The 16,255-nt window shown below is 63.8% G+C and carries 15 protein-coding genes and 1 pseudogene; 9 read left to right on the top strand and 7 right to left on the bottom strand.

From position 1 onward, the window contains the following. The first annotated feature begins 71 nt into the window (after positions 1–71). The 9 genes and pseudogenes from hisI (at position 72) to ABIB24_RS11570 (ending at position 7,336) form a co-directional block, all read left to right on the top strand. Positions 72–464, top strand: coding sequence for a phosphoribosyl-AMP cyclohydrolase (gene hisI / locus ABIB24_RS11605; RefSeq protein ID WP_013974544.1), 393 nt, complete (start codon positions 72–74; stop codon positions 462–464). A 1-nt stretch (position 465) separates the two neighbouring features. Then, positions 466–801: a phosphoribosyl-ATP diphosphatase gene (locus tag ABIB24_RS11600; protein ID WP_013974545.1), complete on the top strand. Its 336-nt coding sequence runs from the start codon at positions 466–468 to the stop codon at positions 799–801. Positions 802–970: 169 nt separating this feature from the next. Next, positions 971–1,243: a twin-arginine translocase TatA/TatE family subunit gene (locus tag ABIB24_RS11595; RefSeq protein ID WP_025340917.1), complete on the top strand. Its 273-nt coding sequence runs from the start codon at positions 971–973 to the stop codon at positions 1,241–1,243. A gap of 3 nt (positions 1,244–1,246) precedes the next feature. Beyond that, positions 1,247–1,624, top strand: coding sequence for a Sec-independent protein translocase protein TatB (gene tatB / locus ABIB24_RS11590; protein ID WP_025340918.1), 378 nt, complete (start codon positions 1,247–1,249; stop codon positions 1,622–1,624). Continuing rightward, on the top strand, positions 1,621–2,409 hold the full coding sequence (gene tatC, locus ABIB24_RS11585; RefSeq protein WP_013974546.1) for a twin-arginine translocase subunit TatC: 789 nt from the start codon (positions 1,621–1,623) through the stop codon (positions 2,407–2,409). Before tatB ends, tatC begins: the two co-directional genes overlap by 4 nt. Continuing rightward, on the top strand, positions 2,406–3,113 hold the full coding sequence (locus tag ABIB24_RS11580; RefSeq protein WP_025340919.1) for a 16S rRNA (uracil(1498)-N(3))-methyltransferase: 708 nt from the start codon (positions 2,406–2,408) through the stop codon (positions 3,111–3,113). The genes tatC and ABIB24_RS11580 overlap by 4 nt, the downstream gene beginning before the upstream one ends. Positions 3,114–3,213: 100 nt before the next feature. After that, positions 3,214–4,275, top strand: a pseudogene (locus tag ABIB24_RS26825) (methyl-accepting chemotaxis protein); the annotation flags it as partial. Next, positions 4,258–5,130, top strand: coding sequence for a methyl-accepting chemotaxis protein (locus ABIB24_RS26820; RefSeq protein WP_414708559.1), 873 nt, complete (start codon positions 4,258–4,260; stop codon positions 5,128–5,130). The pseudogene ABIB24_RS26825 and the gene ABIB24_RS26820, both read left to right, overlap by 18 nt. Before the next feature lie 262 nt (positions 5,131–5,392). Next, the gene (locus ABIB24_RS11570; protein ID WP_354316464.1) at positions 5,393–7,336 is read left to right on the top strand and encodes a methyl-accepting chemotaxis protein; all 1,944 of its coding nucleotides are present in this window, start codon (positions 5,393–5,395) and stop codon (positions 7,334–7,336) included. A gap of 111 nt (positions 7,337–7,447) precedes the next feature. Here ABIB24_RS11570 and ABIB24_RS11565 read toward each other — a convergent pair whose 3' ends face one another. The 7 genes from ABIB24_RS11565 to pip form a co-directional block, all read right to left on the bottom strand. Further along, positions 7,448–8,182 carry an amino acid ABC transporter ATP-binding protein gene (locus ABIB24_RS11565; RefSeq protein WP_013974550.1) on the bottom strand — a complete coding sequence of 245 codons (735 nt, stop codon included), beginning with the start codon at positions 8,180–8,182 and terminating at the stop codon, positions 7,448–7,450. Continuing rightward, positions 8,175–9,137 (bottom strand): amino acid ABC transporter permease, encoded by a 963-nt coding sequence (locus tag ABIB24_RS11560; protein WP_025340922.1) that lies wholly within the window; start codon positions 9,135–9,137, stop codon positions 8,175–8,177. Before ABIB24_RS11560 ends, ABIB24_RS11565 begins: the two co-directional genes overlap by 8 nt. A gap of 78 nt (positions 9,138–9,215) precedes the next feature. After that, on the bottom strand, positions 9,216–10,013 hold the full coding sequence (locus tag ABIB24_RS11555) for a transporter substrate-binding domain-containing protein (protein WP_024087841.1): 798 nt from the start codon (positions 10,011–10,013) through the stop codon (positions 9,216–9,218). Between the two features lie 275 nt (positions 10,014–10,288). Continuing rightward, positions 10,289–12,862: a glucans biosynthesis glucosyltransferase MdoH gene (gene mdoH / locus ABIB24_RS11550; protein ID WP_025340923.1), complete on the bottom strand. Its 2,574-nt coding sequence runs from the start codon at positions 12,860–12,862 to the stop codon at positions 10,289–10,291. After that, positions 12,855–14,516, bottom strand: a complete 1,662-nt coding sequence (locus ABIB24_RS11545) for a glucan biosynthesis protein G (protein ID WP_502945825.1) — start codon at positions 14,514–14,516, stop codon at positions 12,855–12,857. The genes mdoH and ABIB24_RS11545 overlap by 8 nt, the downstream gene beginning before the upstream one ends. 323 nt (positions 14,517–14,839) lie before the next feature. Continuing rightward, on the bottom strand, positions 14,840–15,277 hold the full coding sequence (gene dtd / locus ABIB24_RS11540; protein WP_075046605.1) for a D-aminoacyl-tRNA deacylase: 438 nt from the start codon (positions 15,275–15,277) through the stop codon (positions 14,840–14,842). Then, positions 15,274–16,245 (bottom strand): prolyl aminopeptidase, encoded by a 972-nt coding sequence (gene pip / locus ABIB24_RS11535; RefSeq protein ID WP_013974556.1) that lies wholly within the window; start codon positions 16,243–16,245, stop codon positions 15,274–15,276. The genes dtd and pip overlap by 4 nt, the downstream gene beginning before the upstream one ends. Between the last annotated feature and the right edge of the window lie 10 nt (positions 16,246–16,255).

Genomic DNA, 16,255 nt, shown 5'->3' with positions numbered 1-16,255 from the left:
CAGCCGCGCCCATGGCTGGCACACTAGCGCAAAGGGCCCGGCACAGGAGCGGGCCCGCTTTGGAGTCGACGATGAAAGACTGGCTGGACGAGATCAAGTGGAACAGCGAGGGCCTGGTACCGGCGATCGCCCAGGACCACAAGACCGGACGCGTGCTGATGATGGCCTGGATGAACCGCGAATCGCTGGCCCTGACCGCCGCCGAGCAACGCGCCATCTACTGGTCGCGTTCGCGTGGCAAGCTGTGGCGCAAGGGCGAGGAATCCGGGCACGTGCAGAAGCTGCATGAAATGCGCCTGGACTGCGATGCCGACGTGATCATCCTGATGGTCGAGCAATTGGGCCATATCGCCTGCCATACCGGCCGTGAAAGCTGCTTCTACCGCGTCTTCGAAGACGGCCAGTGGAAAACCGTCGACCCGGTCCTGAAAGACCCGGATGCCATCTACAGCGCAGGACACTGACATGAGCGACACCCTCAACCGCCTGGCCGAAGTGCTTGAAGAGCGCAAGCAAGCGGCGCCCGACAGCTCCTACGTGGCCAGCCTGTACCACAAGGGCCTGAACAAGATCCTCGAAAAGCTCGGCGAAGAGTCGGTCGAGACGATCATTGCCGCCAAGGACGCTGCGGTCAGCAAGGATTACAGCGATGTCATCTACGAAACCGCCGACCTGTGGTTTCATAGCCTGGTAATGCTCAGCGCGCTGGGCCAGCATCCGCAAGCCGTGCTCGATGAGCTGGAACGCCGCTTCGGGCTTTCCGGGCATGATGAGAAGGCTGCACGACAGCCGTCTGCCTGATGTAATTCAAGTGCGCGGTGCCCCTCTCTTTTGTGGGAGCGGGTTCACCCGCGAAGAATGCGACGCGGTGTATGGCACCGGCTAAGCCGGTGTTCGCGGGTGAACCCGCTCCCACAGGGGCCGCGTTGCCAGAACAATTCGCTTGACCTGTAAATTTCAGGAGTACGAAATGGGTATCTTTGACTGGAAACACTGGATCGTCTTGCTGGTGGTCGTGGTCCTGGTGTTTGGCACCAAGAAGCTGAAGAACTTCGGCAGTGACCTGGGTGAGTCGATCAAGGGCTTCCGCAAGGCCATGAGCGACGAAGAGAACAAGCCGGCCGAGCAGACCCCGCCGCCTGCCCAACCCGTTCCACCGGTGCAGAACACTGCCCAGCAGAACCAGGGCCACACCATCGAAGGCCAGGCCCAGCCGGCTCAAGAGCCGCAGCGGAAAGACTGACCCATGTTCGGCATCAGTTTCAGCGAGCTGCTGCTCGTCGGCCTGGTCGCCCTGCTGGTGCTCGGCCCCGAGCGCCTGCCCGGTGCCGCGCGCACGGCAGGCCTGTGGATCGGCCGGCTCAAGCGCAGTTTCAACAGCATCAAGATGGAAGTGGAGCGCGAAATCGGCGCCGACGAAATCCGCCGCCAGCTGCACAACGAGCACATCCTGCAGATGGAAGAGGAAGCCAAGCGCATCCTCAACCCGATGACGCCACCGGCGCAGCCGCCTGTCACCACCGCAACCGTTCAGCCCCCCGCCGGGCTCGAAGCCAGGCCGGTCGAGACCGCTGCCACCCCGGCCACGCCTTCTGAACCGCCTCAACCGCCGCGAGCCCCATGAGCGAAAATCCGGAACACGACCAGCCAATGCCGCTGGTTTCGCACCTGACCGAACTGCGCACCCGCCTGCTGCGCTGCGTTGCCGTCATTTTCCTGATCTTTGCCGGGCTGTTCTCCTTCGCCCAGCAGATCTACACCTTGGTCTCCGCGCCGCTGCGCGAGCACCTGCCGGCCAATGCGACGATGATCGCCACCGACGTGGCCTCGCCGTTCCTCACGCCGTTCAAGCTGACCATGATCGTCTCGCTGTTCCTGGCGATACCGTTCATCCTCCAGCAGATCTGGGGCTTCATCGCACCCGGGCTGTACCGCCATGAAAAGCGCATCGCCATTCCGCTGTTGGTGTCGAGCATCTTCCTGTTCTACGCCGGCATGGCCTTCGCCTATTTCCTGGTGTTCCCGCTGATCTTCGGCTTCTTCGCCAGCGCCACGCCGGAAGGCGTGTCGATGATGACCGACATCGCCAGCTACCTCGACTTCGTGATGACGCTGTTCTTCGCCTTTGGCGTGGCCTTCGAAATCCCGGTGGCGGTGGTGCTGCTGGTATGGATCGGCGTGGTCGATGTGAAGTACCTGAAGAAGATTCGCCCCTACGTGATCATCGGCTGCTTCGTGGTCGGCATGGTCCTCACCCCACCGGACATCTTCTCCCAGACCCTGCTGGCCGTTCCCATGTGGCTGCTGTTCGAGATCGGCGTGCTGTGCGGCAGCCTGATCCGCAAGCGCAGCGCCCACGACGAAACCGCCAACGACCACAACGACCAGCCACCAGCGACCCAACCGTGAACCTGTTGCTCCTTGAAGAGGCCGACTTCGTCTCGGCCGACCGCGTCGTTCTCGCAGACCGGCGCTTCACCCACATGCAGGACATCCACCGTGTGGCGGTGGGCGACAACCTGCGCGTGGGCCGCATCAACGGCCTGATGGGCAAGGCCACGGTGCTGCGCCTGGAAAAGCACGAAGCCGAACTGGAAGTCGCCTTTGACCAGCAGCCACCGGCCAAGCTGCCGCTGACCCTGGTGCTGGCCGTACCTCGGCCGAAAATGCTGCGCCGGCTGTTCCAGACCGTGGCCACCCTTGGCGTGCCGCGGCTGATCCTTCTGAACAGCTACAAGGTCGAGAAAAGCTTCTGGCAAACACCGTTCCTGCACCCGGACAGCATTCGCGAGAACCTCATCCTGGGCCTGGAACAAGCCCGCGATACCGTGCTGCCCGAAGTGATCATCGAGAAGCGCTTCAAACCGTTCGTCGAAGACCGCCTGCCGGCCATCGCCGCAGGCACCCTGGGCCTGGTCGGCCACCCTGGCCCCTACCCCGCCTGCCCGCGCGCCGTGGAGCAGCCCGTGACCCTGGCCATCGGCCCGGAGGGCGGCTGGATCCCCTACGAAGTGGACCTGCTGGGCAAGGCAGGCCTGGCTCCGGTCCAGCTGGGCGACCGCATCCTGCGGGTAGAGACCGCGGTGACAGCGCTGCTTTCACGAATTTTCTGACACTAAAGTCAACTTTTACCCATAAAGTTTCCCCTCCCCAGGCCGATTGTCTTGGCAACACAACAATTAATCGTGCTGCCAAGGCGCCGGGGAGTCGTACATGTATCAATGGTTCGCCCAATCATTGGGCAATGTGAGCGTCAATCGCAAACTGGGGCTGGGCTTCGGCCTGGTGCTGCTGTTGACCCTGGCCATCACCCTGGCTGGCTGGCACGGCATGGACAGCATCATCAACCGTGGCGACAAGCTGGGAAACATCTCGGTCATTCAGCAGTACACCCAGGAACTGCGCATCGCCCGCCAGCATTACCAGCGCCAGCCTGACGAAGCCTCGGTGGCAGAGCTGGAAAAAGCCCTGGGTAATCTCGAGCGCCAGGTACAGCTTATGCTCGGGCAGATCGAGCAGCCCGCTGACAGCCAGCGCCTTGAGCAGCAGCGCGAGGCCGTGCGCGGCTACCAGCAGGCGTTCAACGAGCTGAAACAGGCCGGCCAACGCCGCGAGGCCAGCCGCGCCGTGCTAGGCGACACTGCCGACAAGGCCGCGGAGCTGATTGGCCGGGTGCAACGCGGCCTGCTGCAGGGTGGCGATATCAGCCAGTACCAGCACGCGGTGGAAGTCAGCGCCCTGTTGCAACAGGCGCGGTTCCAGGTACGCGGTTACACCTACAGCGGCAACGCCGACTATCAGCAGACGGCGCTGAAAGCTATCGACCAGGCCTTGGCCGAACTGCGCGCGCTACCGGCCAAAGTGCCGGCGGAGCATGCTGCCAGCCTGGACGATGCCACCACCGCCCTGGCAGGCTACCGCGACGCGGTCACCCAGTTCGGCAGTGCCCAGGTCGCCAGTGAGCAGGCCCTGCAGAGCATGGTCGAGCACGGCACGGTACTGCTGCAGACCAGCCAGGCGATGACCACCTCGCAAACCGCTGTGCGCGACGCCGGGGCGGCCCAGGCCAAGACCGTGCTTGCCGTGGCCACCGTGCTGGCGCTGACCCTCGGCCTGCTGGCGGCCTGGGCCATCACCCGGCAGATCATCGTCCCGCTGCGCCAGACCTTGCACGCCGCCGAACGCGTGGCCAGTGGCGACCTGACCCTGAACCTGCAGGTACAACGCCGCGACGAACTGGGCCAGTTGCAAGCCAGCATGCATCGCATGACCCAGGGCCTGCGCGAACTGATCAGCGGCATCGGTGATGGCGTCACGCAGATCGCCAGTGCTGCCGAGGAGCTGTCGGCGGTGACCGAGCAGACCAGTGCCGGGGTCAACAACCAGAAGGTCGAGACCGATCAGGTGGCGACCGCCATGAACCAGATGACCGCTACCGTGCATGAGGTGGCGCGCAATGCCGAGCAGGCCTCGGAAGCTGCGTTGATGGCCGACCAGCAGGCCCGCGAGGGCGATCGTGTAGTGGGCGAGGCGGTGGCGCAGATCGAGCGCCTGGCCGGCGAAGTGGTCAACTCCAGCGAAGCGATGAACCAGCTCAAGGCCGAAAGCGACAAGATCGGCAGCGTGCTCGACGTGATCAAGTCGGTGGCCCAGCAGACCAACCTGCTGGCCCTCAACGCGGCGATCGAGGCGGCCCGGGCCGGCGAGGCCGGGCGTGGCTTTGCCGTGGTGGCCGATGAAGTGCGCAGCCTGGCGCAGCGCACTCAGCAATCGACCGAAGAGATTGAAGAGCTGATTGCCGGCCTGCAAAGCGGCACCCAGCGCGTGGCCAGCGTGATGGACAGCAGCCGCCAGTTGACCGACAGCAGCGTCGAACTGACCCGCCGTGCCGGCAGCTCGCTGGAAACCATCACCCGGACCGTATCGTCGATCCAGGCCATGAACCAGCAGATTGCCACGGCAGCTGAAGAACAGACGGCCGTGGCAGAAGAGATCAACCGCAGCGTGATGAACGTGCGGGATATTTCTGACCAGACCTCGGCGGCCAGTGAAGAGACGGCCAGTTCCAGCGTGGAGCTCGCGCGGTTAGGTACCCACCTGCAAGGGTTGGTGGGGCGGTTCAGGCTGTGATCTGAAGCATGAGCCATCTGTGCCGGCCTCTTCGCGGGCTTGCCCGCTCCCACAGGTACTGCATGGCCCTTGAAGCCTGTGCGACCCCTGTGGGAGCGGGCGAGCCCGCGAAGAGGCCGGTACAGGCAATAAATCCCACCTAATGAAGTGAAATTTCCTACCTGATTATCAGGTCAAGTCCTACAGCTCCGCTGCCGATTGGCAAAGGTGTGATGCCAGCAATGCGCCTGCATCCTCGCCCCCAATCGCACGGAGATTCCTCATGCTCGGCTACCTCAACCGCAAGCTCGGCAACATCAGTGTCGCAGCCAAGCTCGCCCTCGGCTTTGCCGTAGTCCTGCTGCTTACCCTGGCCACCACCGTCAGTGGCTGGCGTGCACTGGATGACGCCATTGTGCGTTCGCAGCAACTCAGCGAAATCGGCCTGATCAACGACCTGACCAAAGACTTGCGCGCAGAGCGCATCACTTACCGCGTACTCAACGACAACGCCAGCAGAACGCGGATAGCCAACATTCTCGACCAGCTCAACAGCATGCTGAGCAACTTGCAACAACGTAGCAGCGTGGATGAATCCCGGCAGATGCTGACCGAAAAACTGGCGTTGCTGCAGCGCCTGCGCGACGATTTCAGCGAGCTGGAGACTACTGTCGCCAAGCGTATCGCCCTGCGCCAGGCCATGCAGGCCCATGAGCAGAAGCTCACCGAAGTGATCGACGATCTCCAGACCCAGGCCTTGCTGAGGATGCCTGCCGACAGCCAGCAAGGCGGTGTGCTGGGGCTGATGGACACGCTTGGCCGACATGTCGACCGTGCCAACCAGCAGAGCCTGGTTCCGGCCTATACCTTCTCCCCTGTGGAAAGCTTCGCCAAGGTCGGCGACACCTCCCTGGATGCCGCCGCCAGCAGCCTTGCGCAACTGCTCAAAGGCCTTGCTCCACTTGGCTTGCCCCGTGCGCTCACCCAGCAGCCCGGCGAGCAGCTGGCCAAGTACCGCGCCAGCCTGGATGAGTATCGTCGGGCTGCGGTGCGTGTCGAACAGCTGCAAAACAATATGGAGAACATGGGCAACGAGCTGCGCGCGGTAAGCCTGGAACTTGGCAAACGCAAGATCGAGCAGCGCGACAGGGAAGCCCTTGAGGCCCGCTCGCTGCTGACCACTGTAGCCCTGCTGGCATTGGTTGTAGGCGTGGTGGCCGGCTGGCTGATCACCCTGCAGATCACCCAGCCTTTGCGCCAGACCCTGGCCGTGGCCGGGCGCATCGCCAAGGGCGACCTGAGCCAGGTCGAACCGGTGCAACGCCGCGACGAGATGGGCCAGTTGCAAACCAGCATGCGCGAAATGACCTTGAGCCTGCGCGAGCTGATCGGTGGCATCGACCAGGGCGTCGGCCACTTGTCACAGGCCGCCACACAGCTGGCGGCCAGCAGCGAAGACACCAAGCTGCGCATCAATCAGCAACGCGAGGAAACCGACCAGGTGGCCACGGCCATGAACCAGATGAGCGCCACCGTGCAGGAAGTGGCGCAGAACGCTGAACAGGCCTCGCTGGCGGCGACCAACGCCGACCAGCAGGCGCAGGTCGGCGACCAGGTGGTGGCCGAAGCTATTGGCCGTATCGAACAGCTGGCCGGGCAGATGGACCATTGCCTGGCGGCCATGCAGCACCTGGCGGGCGAGAGCCAGCGCATCGGCAGCATCCTCGATGTGATCAAGTCAGTGTCCGAGCAGACCAACCTGCTGGCCCTGAACGCGGCGATCGAAGCAGCACGGGCGGGTGAAGCCGGGCGTGGTTTTGCCGTGGTGGCCGATGAAGTGCGCGGTCTGGCCCAGCGCACCTCGACGGCAACCGAGGAAATCGGCCAACTGATCGACAGCCTGCATAACGGCACCGACGAAGTGACCCGCCTGCTGGACAACAGCAAGAACCTGACCGAGCAAAGCGTGGAGCTGAGCCGCAAGGCGGGGCATGCGTTGAGCCAGATCACCGACACGGTGTCCAGCATCCAGGGCATGAACCAGCAGATTGCCACGGCCAGCGAAGAGCAGAGCGTGGTCGCCGAGCAGATCAACCGTAGTGTGCTGAATGTGCGCGATGTGTCGGATCAGACCAGTGCGGCCAGTGAGCAGACGGCGGCGTCGAGTGGGGAGCTGGAGCAGTTGGGGCAGCAGTTGCGGGGAATGGTGGGGCGATTCAACATCTGAAACCGAGTCGTCCTCTTCGCGGGCATGCCCGCTCCCACAGGTATATCCCCCCCCTTCAAGGCGGTGGTGGACCTGTGGGAGCGGGCGTGCCCGCGAAGAGGCCGGTGCGGGTTAAAGCACCTGACGCAGGAACGCCTGCGCACGCGGGTCTTTCGGCGAGGCGAAGAACGCGGCCGGGGCCGAGTCTTCGAGCAGCTTGCCATGATCGAAGAACAGCACCCGGTCCGCCACTTCACGGGCAAAGCCCATTTCGTGGGTAACGCAGACCATGGTCATGCCTTCCTGGGCCAGGGTCTTCATCACGTCCAGCACCTCGCCGACCATTTCCGGGTCAAGCGCCGAGGTTGGCTCGTCGAACAGCATCACTTTCGGGTCCATGGCCAGGGCGCGGGCGATCGCCACCCGCTGCTGCTGGCCACCGGACAGGCGCGACGGGTATTCGTTGGCTTTCTGCGCAATGCCCACCTTCTCCAGCAGCGCCCGGGCCTTGGCCTCGCGGTCGGCCTTGTTGCGCTTGCGCACCACCTTCTGTGCCAGGCACAGGTTCTCCAGCACGGTCATGTGCGGGAACAGGTTGAAGTGCTGGAACACCATGCCGACTTCGCGGCGGTAGGCGTTGATGTCGGTCTTCGGGTCGGCCAGTTGCAGGCCGTCGATGGCCACATGGCCTTCGTCGAAATGCTCCAGGCCGTTGAGGCAGCGCAGGAAGGTAGACTTGCCCGAACCCGACGGGCCGAGCACCACCACCACTTCGCCCTTGGCGACCTGGGTGGTGACGTTATCCACGGCCCGTACCACGTGGCCACGGGTGTCGAAGACTTTCAGCAGGTCACGGACTTCAATCACTTTGCGCAAGCCTCCGCTCGAGCCGGCTGGCCAGGTGCGACAGCGGCAGATTGATCAGCAGGTACAGGCCTGCCACGCAGAACCAGATCTCGAAGGTCGAGAACGAGGTGGTAATGGCCTCGCGGCCGCTCTTGGTCAGTTCGGTGATGGCGATCACCGAGACCAGCGAGGTGTCCTTGACCAGGCTGATGAACTGGCCGGCCAAAGGCGGCAGCACGCGCTTGAAGGCCTGCGGCAGGATCACGTGGCGCATCGACTGGCCCGCGTTCAGGCCCAGCGAGCGGGCCGCTTCGTTCTGGCCCTTGGCGATGGACTGCACGCCGGCACGAACGATTTCGGCCACGTAGGCGCCGGTGAACAGCGCCAGTGCCGCCACCCCGGCAAACTCGCGGGACAGGTTGAGCACGGTACCGATGAAGAAGTAGAAGATGAAGATCTGTACCAGCAGCGGAGTACCGCGCACCAGCTCGACGTACACCGTCGACAGGTCACGCAGCGTAGGGTTGCTGGACAGGCGGCAGAGGCCGGCGAACAGGCCGATCAATAGGCCCAGGGCACCGGATACCACCGAAATCCAAAGCGTGGTCCACAGGCCCCAGGCCAGCGGGCCGGCCGCCCAGTGGCGGGTGACGCCAATCTGGTCGCCTTCGGAAACATCGTCGCCGCGGGCCAGCTGCAGGCTGTCCTTGGCCACATCGAGCACCTGCTCGGCACCACTCTCGTCTTTCAGCGTGACACGGGCATTGTCGCCTGAGATGACGATGTCCTGCACGGTGCCGTAACCGGCGGCGCGCTGTGCTTCCTCGGCCTTGTAGGCGAAGTACTGCGGTACGCGGTTCCAGCGCCACTCGTAGGAAATCATCGAGGTGGCCATGTACAGGCTGAACGCCAGGCCCACCAGGACCAGGGCAGTCAAACCGTGCCAGGGCCACTGGGCTTTCTTGTGTTTGATCACGTGGGGTACTTCCGTAAATGCGAACGCGCAGGGTTTGCCTGCGCGTCGGGGTCATAAAGCCGGCTTGTGGCCTGGGCCTTATTCCATTTCCTTCAGCCAATCCTTGTTCTTGAACCACTTGTCGTGAATACGATCGTAGGTCCCGTCATGCTTGATCTGGTGCAGGAAGTTGTTGATGAAGTTGATGCTGTCGTAGTCGCCTTTCTTCAGGCCGAAGGCCAGCGGCTCGTAGGTGAAGGGTTCTTCGAGGAACAGCAGCTTGCCGGCACCGGCCTTGTCCACTGCCACCACGTTGTACGGCGCGTCGTAGACGAAGGCGTCAGCCTTGCCGTTGACCACATCCATCACCGCTTCCTGCTCGTTGTCGTAGCCGTGGTACTTGGCCTTGGCGATCAGCTTCTTGGAAACCATTTCGCCGGTGGTGCCGAGCTTGGAGGTGATGCGGTACTTCTCGTTGTTCAGGTCCTTGTACGACTTGATCTCGCCCGCCAGTTCCTTGCGGATCAGCAGGGTCTGGCCAACCACGATGAAGGGTTCGCTGAAGTTCAGGCGCAGGTTGCGTTCCTGGGTCAGGGTCATGCCGCTGCCGATCATGTCGAACTTGTCGGTCAGCAGGGCCGGGATGATGCCGTCATAGGCCGTGGATACCGGCTCGAACTTGACGCCCATGGACTTGGCCATGGCTTTGAGGATATCGACTTCGAAGCCGATGATCTCGCCACGCTTGTTGGTCATCTGGAACGGCATGTAGGTCGGGTCCATGCCCACCCGAAGGGTGCCGCGCTTGACCGCGTCATCGATCGCGCCCGCCTGGGCCGCCGTCACGGCGACCAGGGCGGTGACACCGACCAGCAGTCGCGAAAGGTATTTCTTGATCATCACCAAGTCCCCCAGCAAGAAAAGTAGCGAATCTTATTGTTGGCACGGCCGTGGCGGCCGATGCGTCATATCGGAGAGGGATGCTAACGCATGGCGGCTCGGGGACCTAGAGCCGGGGGGGACTTTGTTGGCCAAAATCCATCATGCAGGGACATTGCTAGCGAGGGCTTTGCCCTCGTTTCGCGACACAAGGCCGCTCCTACAGGGGCATGCATTCCCTTGTAGGAGCGGCCTTGTGTCGCGATAGGGCCGCAAAGCGGCCCCTGGGCCGATCAGGCGCCGACGAGTGCCGGTTGGCCTTCATTCTCCGGATGCAGCGGCAACAGCGGCGAATGCGGGTCGTTCTTGATCGATGCACGCCACACATTGATCCACGCCGCATTGTGCTCGGCCCAGACCTGCTCGTGCAGACGGGTCAGCGCCACCGGGTCGCTGAGCAGGGCCAGGCGGGTATTGAGGTCCAGCCCTTGCGGCCCGACCTCCATCGCCTTGGCCACGCGCTCGACGCGCAGTGCCTCGATCGGCGCCGCCTGACCATGACGGGCAGTGGCCATGGCGCAGGCCAGGGCGTTCTGCCGCGGGTCGACCACAGCCCGCACGAAGCCGTCGTGCAGGGCATGCCAGCGGTTTTCGTGGGTGTACTGGTCGGTGGCCAGCAGCTCTTGCGGAGTGGCGTATTCCTCGGGGATGAGGAACAGCTTCTCGTCCTTGGCCGCCAGGCCCAGGCGGGTGCGGCTGGAGATCACCGAAACCGGGATCGACAGCACCAGCGAACCAACGATTGGCGCCAGCCACCACAGGAAGCTCGGGTTCAGCCAGGCCACCAGCGCCGCCCAGGCAATGCCCAGCAGGGTTTGCGGGCCGTGGCGGCGCACCGCTTCGCTCCACGGCGTGGAGTCGTCGTCACGCTGCGGCGAGTTCCAGGTCGCGGCCCAGCCGAGGAACGCGGCCAGCACGAAGCGGGTGTGGAAGATCATGCGCACCGGTGCCAGCAGCATGGAGAACAGCATCTCCATCAGCATCGACAGGGTGACCTTGATGCGCCCGCCAAACTCGGTCGCGCCCTTGGCCCAGATCAAAATGACGCTGAGCAGCTTGGGCAGGAACAGCAGCACGATGGTGGTGGAGAACAGCGCCACGGCCTTCTCCGGGTGCCACTGCGGCCACAGCGGGTAGAGCTGGTACGGCTCGATGAAGTACTGCGGCTCCATCAGCGTGTTGGTCGCCAGCAGCGCGGTCGACAGCACCAGGAACAGGAACCATAGCGGTGCCGACAGGTACGACATCACCCCGGTGAGGAAAACCGCACGGTGCACCGGGTGCATGCCCTTGACCAGGAACAGGCGGAAGTTCATCAGGTTGCCGTGGCACCAGCGGCGGTCGCGCTTGAGCTCGTCGAGCAGGTTCGGCGGCAGTTCTTCGTAGCTGCCCGGCAGGTCGTAGGCAATCCACACGCCCCAGCCGGCACGGCGCATCAGCGCGGCTTCGACGAAGTCGTGGGAGAGGATTGCACCGGCGAACGCACCCTTGCCCGGCAATGGCGCCAGGGCGCAGTGCTCGATGAACGGCTTCATGCGGATGATCGCGTTGTGGCCCCAGTAGTGCGACTCGCCCAGCTGCCAGAAGTGCAGGCCGGCGGTGAACAGCGGGCCGTACACGCGGGTGGCGAACTGCTGCAGGCGCGCATACAGGGTGTCCATGCCCGAGGCCTTCGGCCCGGTCTGGATGATGCCGGCGTCCGGGTTGGCCTCCATCAGGCGCACCAGGCTGCTCAGGCACTCGCCGCTCATGACGCTGTCGGCGTCGAGCACGACCATGTACTTGTATTCGCCGCCCCAACGACGGCAGAAGTCGTCGAGGTTGCCGCTCTTGCGCTTCACCCGGCGCCGACGGCGGCGGTAGAAGATACGGCCGAAGCCTTTGGTTTCGCGGCACACGTCCAGCCAGGCCTGTTGCTCGGCCACGGCGATGTCGGTGTCGTTGGTGTCGCTGAGCACGAAGAAGTCGAAGCGATCGAGGTTGCCGCTGGCGGCCACCGACTCGAACGTTGCGCGCAGGCCGGCGAACACGCGCGGCACGTCTTCGTTGCAGATCGGCATCACCAGCGCGGTACGCGCCTCGGGCGCGATCGGCTCGTTGCCTGCACTGCTACCCGAAATCTTGTACTTGTCACGCCCGGTGAGCAGCTCGAGGAAGCCCATCAGCGCGGTCCAGAAGCCCGCCGATACCCAGCAGAACAGGATGCCGAAGAGAACCAGGATGGACGTCTGCAAGGCATACGGCCAAACCTGTACCACGGTGTCCCACAGCGGCTGGTTGACGACTTCGTCAAAGTCCACGAACGACCAGCCCTGGTACGGCAGGATGCCCTTCATGTACCAGCCGGCAACGATGGTCTGGCCGATCATCAGCGCCAGCAGGATGTAACGGCGGATCGAGCCGACCGTACGCCAGCGGGCTGGCGGCAGCTCGCGCTTGGGCGGCTGCGGGGCGTTGGTGCGGCCGGTCATGCGCCGCCACATGCGGATCAGCACGTTGGTACGCCATGGCTCGGGCACAACCTTGGTGCGCTTGATCGGCGGAGCGATCTTCAGGCACAGGCGGCCGCTGCCGTCGACGCCAAGCATCTCGGCGTCTTCCAGCTCGGCGGCGCTGCCTACGGTCAGGCGCGGGCCCACCGAGGCCTGGACGGCCTCGGCAGAGCTGGCGGCCGGGTTGGCCGCCAGGCGTTGGTGCAGCTCACTGAATGACGTGCAGCTGGCGAGTTCCGCCCGTTGCTCGTCGCTCAGTGGTAGGTGGGCCAGGTACTCGCGAAGCGATTCCGGCCTTGCGCTTGAGTTACTCATCGGCAGGCAACTGATAGCTCCAGGTCTCGGTCAGCACCTTCTCGGTGGTGGCCGGGGTCCCGTTGGTGGGCGCCGCATCGGCGGCAGGTTGTTCGGCCTTGGCAGCTTTATCGGCCTTGGCTTGCTTGGCAGTAGCCTTGTCCTGCTTGGCGTCCTTGGCAGGCTTGGCGGCTTCGACCGGCACGTCACGCACCAGCGCGGCACGCATTTCGGTCGATTTGTTGGCTTCCTTGACCTTCAAACGCAGGGTGAGGCGCCAGCCCTTGGTCTCAGGGTTATAGCGCAGGTTGTTCTCGACCACCTCGGCGTTGTCGCCCACGCTGATCTGGCTGCGTACGGCGGTGTCTTCCGGCAGGGCGGCCAGCGCCGGGCCGGCGAAGTCGACCAGGAAGGCCACGCTGCCGTCTGGCTGGCGGATCAGGTTGGACTGCTTGACGTCGCCGGTGGAACGCAGGGTCTGCTTGACCCAGCCCAGCTCGGAAGCCTGGAACTTCGGCTCGTCGATGGTCCAGTGCAGGCGGTAGGCGTACTCGAATGGCTTGCCTGGCTCAGGCAGCTTCTCTGGGCTCCAGAAGGCCACGATGTTGTCGTTGGTCTCGTCGGCGGTCGGGATTTCGACGAGGTCGACGGTGCCCTTGCCCCAGTCACCCTTCGGCTCGATCCAGGCGCTCGGGCGCTTCTGGTAGTTGTCGTCGAGGTCTTCGTAGTCACTGAAGGCGCGCTGGCGCTGCATCAGGCCGAAACCACGCGGGTTCTCGACGCTGAAGTTGCTCACGGCCAGGTGTTTCGGGTTGTTCAGCGGGCGCCACAGCCATTCGCCGTTGCCGGCATGGATCGACAGGCCTTCGGAGTCGTGCAGGGCCGGGCGGTAGTTGAGGACCTTGGACGGCTGGTTGGGGCCGAACAGGTACATGCTGGTCAGCGGGGCAATGCCCAGGCGGCTGACATGGTCACGCAGGAACACGCGGGACTGCACGTCGACCACGGTGTCGTTGCCTGGACGCAGGATCAGCTTGTAGGCACCGGTGGAGCGTGGCGAGTCCAGCAGGGCGTAGATGACCAGGTGCTTGTCGGCCGGCTTGGGCTTCTCGACCCAGAACTCGGTGAAGCGCGGGAACTCCTCGCCCGACGGCAGTGCGGTGTCGATGGCCAGGCCACGGGCCGACAGGCCGTACACGTGGCCCTTGCCGACCACGCGGAAGTAGCTTGCGCCAAGCAGGGTCATGATCTCGTCCTGCTTGTCGGCCTTGTTGATCGGGTACAACACGCGGAAGCCGGCGTAACCCAGGTTCTTGGTGGTTTCCGGGTCGTGTGGCACGTCACCGAACTCGAAACGGCTCGGGTCGTACTTGATTTCCTCGACCTTGGTGGCGGTGACCTGGTTGATCTTCACCGGAGTGTCGAAGTGCATGCCCTGGTGATAGAACGACAGCTTGAACGGGGTCTTGTCCTTGGCCCACTCGGCCTTTTCCTGCAGGAAATGAATCTTCTGGTAGTCCGCGAACTTCATGTCGCGGAATACGGCCGGCAGGTTGCTTTTCGGTGCTTCGTACTTCTGGCCGGCCAGATCCTTTGCCTTGGCTGCAACATCGTCAAGATTGAATGCCCACAGCTGGCCCGCGCTCATCAGGCCGACCAGTGCCACACTGGCCATCAGGGCCTTGCGCAGCCCGGTACCGGGGATTCTTGATGCTTTTTGGGGACTAACAATCACGAGCAACCCTCGCCGAAAACAGATCATGAAACCAACGGCCAGCGACAAATGCCGGGTTGGCGAGCACTGTTCGGACCCCGTGAGGGCGTAATGATTCCCCAAACGGATCCAGACAATGCTCGAGTCAGAGTGAAACGAACCTGCGAACGCAGGTCCATGCAGCGCGCGATTATCCAGCAGGTCGCGTGACAACGCATCAGGCTGGAACAACTATTTATCGTACAAAACCCCTTGTTTTCCTGTGAACAAGGGGTTTTTTACACTCACATTTGTAACATAAATGTTACGGGGCCATCATTGACCAGGTGCACCTGCATGTCTGCGCCGAATTGCCCGCTTGCCACATCGGCGTGCTGGGCCTTCGCCTGCTGCAAAAGATAGTCGAACAACTCGGCGCCGAGGGCCGGTGGCGCTGCCGTCGAGAAGCTCGGGCGCATGCCGTTGCGGGTGTCTGCCGCCAGGGTGAACTGCGACACCAGCAACAAACCTCCCCCCACATCCTTCAGCGACAGGTTCATCTTGCCCTGCTCGTCGCTGAACACGCGGTAGTTCAACAGCTTGTGCAACAACTTGTCGGCCTGCTCACGGGAGTCTTCAGGCTCGACGGCCACCAGCACCAGCAAACCCTGGTCGATGGCACCTACCACCTCCCCCGCTACTTCCACCCGCGCACCACGCACGCGCTGCAGCAGGCCCCTCATGCTTCTTCCAGGGGCAGGTCGAGCAGGCGCCGGGCCATCTGGTCGGCGGCACGCACCAGGGCATCGGTGATGCCCGGCTCGGAAGCCGCGTGGCCAGCATCACGGATCACCTTCAGTTCGCTGTTCGGCCAGGCCTGGTGCAGCGCCCAGGCGTTGTCCAGCGGGCAGATCACATCATAGCGGCCATGCACGATCACGGCCGGCAGGTGGGCGATCTTCGGCAGATCGCGGATCAGCTGGTCCGGCTCGAGGAAGGCGTTGTTCATGAAGTAGTGGCATTCGATACGGGCGATCGACAGTGCACGCTGCGGCTCGGAGAAGCGGTCGACCACCAGCGGGTTGGGACGCAGGGTGGCGGTACGGCCTTCCCAGGTGGACCACGCCTTGGCCGCGTGCATCTGGGCGATCTGGTCGTTGCCGGTCAGGCGCTTGTGGAAGGCCGTGACCAGGTCACCGCGCTCCTCCGGCGGGATCGGCGCGATGTAGTCCTGCCAGTAATCGGGAAACAGGCGGCTGGCGCCTTCCTGGTAGAACCATTGGATTTCCTGGGGCCTGCACAGGAAGATGCCGCGCAGGATCAGGCCATGCACCCGCTCGGGGTGGGTCTGGGCGTAGGCCAGAGCCAGGGTGGAACCCCACGAGCCGCCGAACAGCACCCACTTGTCGATGCCAAGGTGCTCGCGGATGCGCTCAAGGTCCTCGACCAGGTGCCAGGTGGTGTTGTTCTCCAGGCTCGCGTGCGGCGTGGAGCGGCCACAGCCGCGCTGGTCGAAGGTGATGATGCGGTACAGGGTCGGGTCGAAGTAGCAGCGGCTCTGGGCGTCGCAACCGGCGCCCGGGCCGCCGTGGATGAATACCACCGGCAGACCTTCTGGCGAGCCGCTTTCGTCGACATACAGCACATGCGGCGCTTCCACGGCCAGATCGTGCCGGGCGTAGGGTTTGATCTGCGGGTACAGGGTCTGCATTGCGCACTCC

This window comes from Pseudomonas sp. UYEF17 (assembly GCF_040546125.1).
Taxonomy (GTDB): Bacteria; Pseudomonadota; Gammaproteobacteria; order Pseudomonadales; family Pseudomonadaceae; genus Aquipseudomonas; species Aquipseudomonas putida_Z.
The sequence above is the reverse complement of the archived record's forward strand: the minus strand, read 5'-3'. Positions and strand labels throughout refer to the sequence as shown.

What these genes read in the sequence shown, in the direction of transcription:
- hisI (WP_013974544.1), top strand. Translation starts at nt 72, where the DNA reads ATGAAAGACTGGCTGGACGAGATCAAGTGGAACAGCGAGGGCCTGGTA.
- ABIB24_RS11600 (WP_013974545.1), top strand. Translation starts at nt 466, where the DNA reads ATGAGCGACACCCTCAACCGCCTGGCCGAAGTGCTTGAAGAGCGCAAG.
- ABIB24_RS11595 (WP_025340917.1), top strand. Translation starts at nt 971, where the DNA reads ATGGGTATCTTTGACTGGAAACACTGGATCGTCTTGCTGGTGGTCGTG.
- tatB (WP_025340918.1), top strand. Translation starts at nt 1,247, where the DNA reads ATGTTCGGCATCAGTTTCAGCGAGCTGCTGCTCGTCGGCCTGGTCGCC.
- tatC (WP_013974546.1), top strand. Translation starts at nt 1,621, where the DNA reads ATGAGCGAAAATCCGGAACACGACCAGCCAATGCCGCTGGTTTCGCAC.
- ABIB24_RS26820 (WP_414708559.1), top strand. Translation starts at nt 4,258, where the DNA reads ATGCATCGCATGACCCAGGGCCTGCGCGAACTGATCAGCGGCATCGGT.
- ABIB24_RS11570 (WP_354316464.1), top strand. Translation starts at nt 5,393, where the DNA reads ATGCTCGGCTACCTCAACCGCAAGCTCGGCAACATCAGTGTCGCAGCC.
- mdoH (WP_025340923.1), bottom strand. Translation starts at nt 12,862, where the DNA reads ATGAGTAACTCAAGCGCAAGGCCGGAATCGCTTCGCGAGTACCTGGCC.
- ABIB24_RS11545 (WP_502945825.1), bottom strand. Translation starts at nt 14,516, where the DNA reads ATGGCCAGTGTGGCACTGGTCGGCCTGATGAGCGCGGGCCAGCTGTGG.
- dtd (WP_075046605.1), bottom strand. Translation starts at nt 15,277, where the DNA reads ATGAGGGGCCTGCTGCAGCGCGTGCGTGGTGCGCGGGTGGAAGTAGCG.
- pip (WP_013974556.1), bottom strand. Translation starts at nt 16,245, where the DNA reads ATGCAGACCCTGTACCCGCAGATCAAACCCTACGCCCGGCACGATCTG.